Origin of the sequence: Chamaesiphon sp. (assembly GCF_041738855.1) — a bacterium.
Taxonomy (GTDB): Bacteria; Cyanobacteriota; Cyanobacteriia; order Cyanobacteriales; family Chamaesiphonaceae; genus Chamaesiphon.
This window is the reverse complement of record NZ_JBGSPA010000163.1, coordinates 1-6,487: the sequence shown is the minus strand read 5'-3', so window position 1 is coordinate 6,487 and position 6,487 is coordinate 1. Positions and strand designations below refer to the sequence as shown.

General features: G+C 43.2%; 10 protein-coding genes and 3 pseudogenes. 8 read left to right on the top strand and 5 right to left on the bottom strand.

The window, feature by feature from the left end:
- A pseudogene (locus tag ACEW9I_RS17060) lies at positions 1-477 on the top strand (hypothetical protein); the annotation flags it as partial.
- Here ACEW9I_RS17060 and ACEW9I_RS17055 read toward each other — a convergent pair.
- Complete coding sequence (locus tag ACEW9I_RS17055; protein ID WP_373541528.1) at positions 440-1,333, bottom strand: ISL3 family transposase; 894 nt, start codon at positions 1,331-1,333, stop codon at positions 440-442. The pseudogene ACEW9I_RS17060 and the gene ACEW9I_RS17055 overlap by 38 nt on opposite strands.
- A gap of 293 nt (positions 1,334-1,626) precedes the next feature.
- Here ACEW9I_RS17055 and ACEW9I_RS17050 point away from each other — a divergent pair, with 293 nt between their 5' ends.
- From ACEW9I_RS17050 to ACEW9I_RS17035, 4 genes and pseudogenes are all read left to right on the top strand, one after another.
- Positions 1,627-1,914 (top strand): type II toxin-antitoxin system HigB family toxin, encoded by a 288-nt coding sequence (locus ACEW9I_RS17050; RefSeq protein ID WP_373541527.1) that lies wholly within the window; start codon positions 1,627-1,629, stop codon positions 1,912-1,914.
- Positions 1,911-2,327, top strand: a complete 417-nt coding sequence (locus tag ACEW9I_RS17045; RefSeq protein WP_373541526.1) for a type II toxin-antitoxin system HigA family antitoxin — start codon at positions 1,911-1,913, stop codon at positions 2,325-2,327. Before ACEW9I_RS17050 ends, ACEW9I_RS17045 begins: the two co-directional genes overlap by 4 nt.
- A gap of 64 nt (positions 2,328-2,391) precedes the next feature.
- Positions 2,392-2,961: a Uma2 family endonuclease gene (locus ACEW9I_RS17040; protein WP_373541525.1), complete on the top strand. Its 570-nt coding sequence runs from the start codon at positions 2,392-2,394 to the stop codon at positions 2,959-2,961.
- Positions 2,962-3,001: 40 nt separating this feature from the next.
- Positions 3,002-3,226, top strand: a pseudogene (locus tag ACEW9I_RS17035) (Uma2 family endonuclease); the annotation flags it as partial.
- A gap of 17 nt (positions 3,227-3,243) precedes the next feature.
- Here ACEW9I_RS17035 and ACEW9I_RS17030 read toward each other — a convergent pair.
- Together ACEW9I_RS17030 and ACEW9I_RS17025 are read right to left on the bottom strand one after the other, a co-directional pair.
- The gene (locus ACEW9I_RS17030; protein ID WP_373541524.1) at positions 3,244-4,041 is read right to left on the bottom strand and encodes an IS5 family transposase; all 798 of its coding nucleotides are present in this window, start codon (positions 4,039-4,041) and stop codon (positions 3,244-3,246) included.
- Positions 4,042-4,224: 183 nt separating this feature from the next.
- Positions 4,225-4,554 carry a hypothetical protein gene (locus ACEW9I_RS17025; RefSeq protein WP_373541523.1) on the bottom strand — a complete coding sequence of 110 codons (330 nt, stop codon included), beginning with the start codon at positions 4,552-4,554 and terminating at the stop codon, positions 4,225-4,227.
- A gap of 277 nt (positions 4,555-4,831) precedes the next feature.
- Between ACEW9I_RS17025 and ACEW9I_RS17020 the strand changes: the two genes are divergently transcribed.
- Positions 4,832-5,053: a hypothetical protein gene (locus tag ACEW9I_RS17020; protein ID WP_373541522.1), complete on the top strand. Its 222-nt coding sequence runs from the start codon at positions 4,832-4,834 to the stop codon at positions 5,051-5,053.
- The gene (locus tag ACEW9I_RS17015) at positions 5,031-5,288 is read left to right on the top strand and encodes a hypothetical protein (RefSeq protein ID WP_373541521.1); all 258 of its coding nucleotides are present in this window, start codon (positions 5,031-5,033) and stop codon (positions 5,286-5,288) included. Before ACEW9I_RS17020 ends, ACEW9I_RS17015 begins: the two co-directional genes overlap by 23 nt.
- A gap of 148 nt (positions 5,289-5,436) precedes the next feature.
- Here the strand turns inward: ACEW9I_RS17015 and ACEW9I_RS17010 are convergent, their stop codons facing one another.
- The gene (locus ACEW9I_RS17010; RefSeq protein ID WP_373541529.1) at positions 5,437-5,586 is read right to left on the bottom strand and encodes a helix-turn-helix transcriptional regulator; all 150 of its coding nucleotides are present in this window, start codon (positions 5,584-5,586) and stop codon (positions 5,437-5,439) included.
- A gap of 289 nt (positions 5,587-5,875) precedes the next feature.
- Here ACEW9I_RS17010 and ACEW9I_RS17005 point away from each other — a divergent pair, with 289 nt between their 5' ends.
- On the top strand, positions 5,876-6,277 hold the full coding sequence (locus ACEW9I_RS17005) for a DUF4870 domain-containing protein (protein WP_373541520.1): 402 nt from the start codon (positions 5,876-5,878) through the stop codon (positions 6,275-6,277).
- Between the two features lie 86 nt (positions 6,278-6,363).
- On the opposite strand, the pseudogene ACEW9I_RS17000 reads toward ACEW9I_RS17005, so the two are convergent.
- Positions 6,364-6,487 (bottom strand): annotated as a pseudogene (locus ACEW9I_RS17000) (transposase); the annotation flags it as partial.

Genomic DNA, 6,487 nt, shown 5'->3' with positions numbered 1-6,487 from the left:
TGTTGCCGTTCTGGATTTGTTTCATGCTGCTGGTCATCACGGGCAGTGGCTACTGATGCTTTGTTTGAATCTCCTCGCTCTGTTGCTGCTAGAGCCTGGTTTGGTCGCTGGCGGCATCTACTTCGTCATGGGCAACATCATCAAGTCTTGGCTTCTTTGACGTTACTGATTAACACAAATTTGTTTTCTGGTAAGTCTTTGACTACTCTGCTCCAAGTCCAAGCCTATTTTCAACGTCATCATCGCCACATCCACTATCAACACTTTGAGCAGCAACAACTTCCACTCGGTTCTGGCATGATTGAGAGTGCCTGTAAGTGGTTAATACAACAACGGTTTAAGGGTGTTGGGATGCGTTGGAGTGAGTCGGGTTTCAATCATTTACTGATCCTTCGCGTTGCTTGGGTCAATCAACGTTTTGACTCTCTTTTTCCTCATGTCACTCTTCCAGTACACAAACACTCCCCCATCCCTTAACTACGCCCGTTGTAGTTGGTTTGGGAGTTACGACCACCATCCCAGTTGAAGCTGAAGTCTGGCGTTGCTGTTGTTCGACTGCTTTAAGTTCATTGCCATAACTACTGAAGACTTTTTCTAAGGTTTCTTCTAAGTTTTGCACCAGATGAAATCTGTCAGCGACTTGGATGGCTGCTGGTGCCCCTTTATCCATCGCACTTTTATAGGTCTTCGATCGATCTCGTGAGAGTATTTCTACCCCAGGATGTTGCATTAACCAATCTGTTAAAGTTTCTGCTTTCCGGTCTGCAAGTAGGGCAATCGGTTGATTGCGCTCTAAATCGACTAATATTGTCCCGTATCGCTGACCCTTGCAAAAAGCAAAATCATCCACTCCCAGAATTTTGGGTACCGCGAATTCAGGCAGGGATATCTTTTTGAGGTGATTTAAGAGTGTACTTCCACAAGCTACAATCCCGATTTGATGACAGAGGTGAGCACCTGCCGCACCGCCTAATGCCAATCCAATTATCTGGAGCTTTTGACCTAATCTCCTTGTCTTTCTTCCCCAAGGAGTGGTCACTTCTGGTATCCGTTCTGTGAACACCCGTCGAATGCAGTCTGCATTATCACAAAAGAACTTACACACTTGCATTACTAGGGTCAAGCTGTAGTTGACGCAGGGCAAGTCCAAGAGCGTTCGCTCGTAACGGCTATGGATGCGTGTAGTTGGATAAGCACACAGTGGACACTGAACTAATGTTTGGGTTGAAGATACGTTTACAGTGATGTGATAGTTTTCTGTGTCGATCTCCTCGTGTTCCAACCGCAGCAGGTTGAAACCAGGGAGCAGGCATTGGCAAAATTGTGTGGTCATATTGTCATGTTACTGACAGCCTCATTTTTTCTCCAGAATCTCCCGATCGTCTATTTTCACCAAAAGCTCGGAAGAACCCTAACCACTTGACATTTAACAGATGGAGCAGGCTTTCTGCTGTTAGCGTACTATTTTCCCGATTTGGCGCGTTCGTGTGAAAAGATATACTGGATAATGGTTTTAAGCTTAACCCTGTTTTCAGTTCGGCTGTTGTTCACTCTTTACTAAGCTATTCGACATACATAGAATCTCAAAAAGAGATATAATATCTAGGCTAGGGTATTTAATAGTAAATGCACATCATCAGCCGTAAAAGACTAGTTTTATTCGCGTTGACTCATGCAGATTCAGAAGTTGCGCTCGATACTTGGGATAGAACTGCCAAATCTGCCGAATGGCAAAATCTAGTCGAACTTAGGGAAGCCTATCCATCTGCCGATCTGGTAGACATTTATACGGTCTTCAACATCAAAGGCAACCACTATCGATTAATTGCCGAAATCAACTATCGTATCGGGACGATTTTTGTCCGAAATATCCTCACCCATGCAGAGTACGACAAGGAGCAATGGAAATCATGACAGTCTCATTGGATCGAGAATATGCGGCATTGTTGGCAGAAGTTCAACCCAAGGCGATCGAAACTGAAATAGAGAACGAACTATACTTAGCCGAAGTTACGAAATTAATGCGGCTAGGCGAGACATTATCCCCAGCACAAGAGCGGTTGCTCAAACTACTGGTGAATTTGATTGAAAGCTTTGAAGATAAACACTATCAGCTCAAGCGGGCTACTCCTTTGGAAATTCTGACCGAACTGATGAGTCAGCGCGGGCTAAAGCAGAAAGATTTAGTATCAGTCTTTGGTTCTCAAGGAATAGCTTCAGAGGTGCTTAATGGGAAGCGTGAAATCAGTAAAGCAATGGCTAAGGCTCTGGGAGAATTTTTCAATGTTTCACCAGCATTGTTTTTCGATACTGGCGATCATCGTTAGACGACGCGCTTTTTTTCGATAGATATGTGGGTTGAGACTGATAATTTAGTAATTGAGGTTAGATATGGTTGCAGCATCAGCGCATTTGCCCCGACTTACCCCCCAAGAGTACTTTGCTTGGGAGGAGCAGCAAGAAGTTAAGCATGAATACTTCGATGGCGAGGTCTTTGCCATGAGTGGTGGGACAGTCAATCATGGCAGGATCGGCGGTAGGATATTCTCTCTAATTGACGATCGCCTCAGCGAATCGGATAAGTGCATCGCGCTTAACTCAGATGTAAAAATTAAGATTCAGGCATCTGAAAAATACGTTTACCCCGATGCCAGTGCGACTTGTGACGAACGAGATCGACAGACGACTCAATTTATCAGCCATCCATCTCTAATCGTCGAAGTACTCTCCCCCAGTACAGAAGCATACGACCGAGGCAAGAAATTCAAGCTCTACCAGCGATCCACCAGCTTAATTGAATACGTCCTCGTCAGTGCTGAAGAAATCGAAATTGAAGTATTCCGCAAGAACGAACGTGACAAGTGGGAAGTAACCAATTACGCTGCTGGAGATACGATCGAACTAGAAAGCATCGGACTCACTTTTGCGATCGAACGAGTCTATCGTGGCATTGAGTTTTGAGGAACTGCTAAATTTATTACCCTTTACCCAATCCCTCACCATGTATCAGTACGAGTTACCTAGATACTTACCGACTGCTGACGAACTGCCCTGCTCCGACGATGCCCCTGTGGATAAAGAACTTCAAGAACTGATCCCCAGCCTGCTTAAATCGATCCTCCTTATCCTGTGGGCAGACCACATGGACTGGTTTTTTGGGATCGACATGGGCATCTACACCGACCCAGAACAACCCGCTATCGCCCCCGATGGTTTCTTGAGCCTCAGAGGGTGTCTGAAAAGTCAGGCAAGACGACGAAGGGATAAACGAATCATGGCAATGTAAAGAAAAGCCTCAGAAGTGTCAGTCAAAATCTCATAATCTTTGCTTAAACGACGAGACCAATTGAACCAACCAAAAGTGCGTTCAACCACCCAGCGTTGTGGCAAAGGAACAAAACCAACAGCTTTGTCCGTGCGTTTGACGGTTTCCCAAATCCAATGATATGTATCCATCACCCATTGAAGTAGCGGAGCACCATCATATCCAGCATCAGCCAAAATCTTGAATAGCCTGGGGTAATGTGTTTGAGACTTGGCTAAAATTAATTTGGCTCCCTCCCGTTCAGCCATGTTAGCTGCTGTAACCACGACCACCATCAATAAACCCCATGTGTCAACTAAAATATGTCGTTTGCGACCCTTCACCTTCTTCCCGCCATCACACCCAACTGCTTGAGGCTCAGATTGTGTACTCCCAATTTGCACTGACTGACTATCTGTAATTGCCATGCTGGGGGTCGGTTCTTTGACATTGCTGACTCTGACCCACTGATTAAACTGGCGATTGATTGATTCCCAAATCTTATAGATTCGCCAATTCCGAAAATACTCGTAAACCGTCTGCCAGACTGGAAAATCATGGGGTAGCATCCGCCACGGACAGCCAGCACTCAAGATATAAAAAATTGCATTGACTACTTCTCTAACCTCTACTTTTCTGGGTCTGCCGCCTGTTTTGGCTGCTGGGATAAATTCTTTGAGCAACTCCCATTGTTCATCTGTTATGTCGCTCATGTATGATTTTCTTGCTGCTCTCATGATTTTCTGTCCGACTTTTTTCTTTAAAGACAGATTCTCATAATCTTGGGAGCTTTTCTACCCCCTTTTCAGACACCCTCTCACTGTTCATATCAGGGATTGGATGGGTTTTCTTTTTCACCCTCATTCTCTCCCTTACGGTAGCCCACGGATCGCCGAGGCTGCCGTTCTCTCGTTTTTAGTCTAAACTCCAGTTAGAAGAGATTTTGTGGCTAAATAAAACCAACCCATAAACACAGGAGTAAGCAGAAATGACCATATACAACCGAATGCTACAACAGTAAAAATAATTATCGTCAAACTAACTTTATAGTAGTTAAGAATAAAGCGACGAACTTTTCTTTCAATAATTTCGTCAGTTATAATTCGTCCCTTTCCATAAATACCCAAAGGAAAAAAGAGTGTGTTTCCATGATTATCCTTTATAAAACTTGCATCTGTTAGGTAATTAAAATATTTTGAAAGCATATTATTATTGCAATCGATAATTATATCCGCAAGTTTGTCGAGCAACCTTAACGATCGAGTTGTCGATCTATTATGCCCAATTGTTCGATCGATATTGACACTCGATCGATCCTGGTACGATTCGTGATGATATTAATGTTGATTTCTTTAGTTGGGATCGGGTAGTGTAGGTAAAGCTCGTTGGCGTAGCCTACCGTAGGTAATCGATTTGGGGTTGGTGCGAGCGCGTAGAGTAGGCAAAGCCTAATCGATCTGTTTTGATTCGATCGCTGTGTCTGTGGATTGATATAATAGACATAGCGACTAAAGTAGAGTATCTGATATGAGTACTAGATTAGAAGTGCAGTCAGCGATCGAACAATTACCAAAAGGCGAAATTCGCAATCTGTCAAAGTGGCTGCAAGAATATCTCGATGAAGAGTGGGATCGAGATATTGAGTCAGACTTCGGAGCGGGAAAACTCGATCGTTTAATTGCCAGAGCAGAGTCAGATATTGCTAATAAAAACGTAAGGAATCTAGATGAAGTCCTCGACAACCTCTGATTTTTGGCAAGCATATAGAGACTTGTCGCCAGTTATGAAAAGGCGGGCAAAGAAAGCTTACAAACTGTGGCAAGAAAACTCACTTCATCCGTCCTTGCATTTTAAGAAAGTTGGTAAAAAGCTTTGGTCTGTTCGGATTAGTGGTGGATGCCGTGCCTTAGCGTTGAAAGAAGGTGATGACTATTATTGGATCTGGATTGGCGAACATGACGAATACGAGCGATTTTTGAACTAATAAGTTTTTACCCACCAGTTCTAACGATTCCCTAGCGGGACGCTCCGCGAACGAGTTGTCGAGCGATTATGCTGAATTGTTCGTTGGCGAAGCCTCTCCTTGGAGAATCGATATTGATACTCGATCGATATTAACGGCAGTTGTCTGTTTATAAATCTTCGCCATCATCGAGATCGGTCAAAGAACAGTCTAAAACACGACATAGCAAAACTACCTGTCTAATGGTTAGCCTTGGTTCACTACGCGCTTGCTCCCAATTACTAACTGTTTGGTCTGTTATCCCTAATGCCTGAGCGATATCAATACGGTTCGGTTAGCTAGTTAGGTAGCGGTTGAAACCGCCGCTAGTGATGCAAAGTCCGCCTTCGCGGACTGACAATATCTAAGAAAATGGACTTAACCGAACCGTATTGTGAGCGATATCCCTTTGAAATAAATTGCGCTGTTTGCGGAAACTGACGTTTAGTGCGTAAATTCAGGGAAGACTAAATACATAACAGGCTAAATTATCACCTGAAATCTAGTGGTGGGCATTGCCCACCCTACATTTACAGGGGCACATTTAGTGAAAAAATAGAATTCAAATTATGAGGAAAACACCATTAAAATTCCGGTTGATAGCAGCTGGATTTTATGTAATTTTGGCAATGGTGTTAATTTCGATGCCCTTTGCCTCAATACCGATTTTTGGGTTACTGTGGCCGAATACAAAAACTACCCATCCTTTGATAGATCGATCCGGTAGAGACGCTCTTAACTATGCCTTGAATCATTCTCTTAGTATGTTAGTTGTTGTTTCGTTTTTTGTGATTCTTTCAATCACTTGTTCTGTCAATTGTCAAGATAAATCATTTGATAATTTAACACTTTCCATACTCGGATTAGTTCAAGCGACTTATCTTATTAGCTCTATTATTGCTGGAATATTTGCACTAAGAGGCTATCATTTTGATAATATGTTAATTTATCATTTCGTCCTCGATGAATAATTAAATATCTCAAATCGATATTGACACTCGATTGCCGATGGCACGCTACGCGAAAGATTTTGGGATGATCAATAGTCCGGACAAATTTATGGAGTCAAAGAGCCATACTGGAGCAGGAGATCGTAGTTAGGATGAGATTTAATCAAAGTCGGGTCAAGTCCTAACATGGAAATAAACCGCTCAAGTAGATGTCCATTGAGTGCTAGCCGC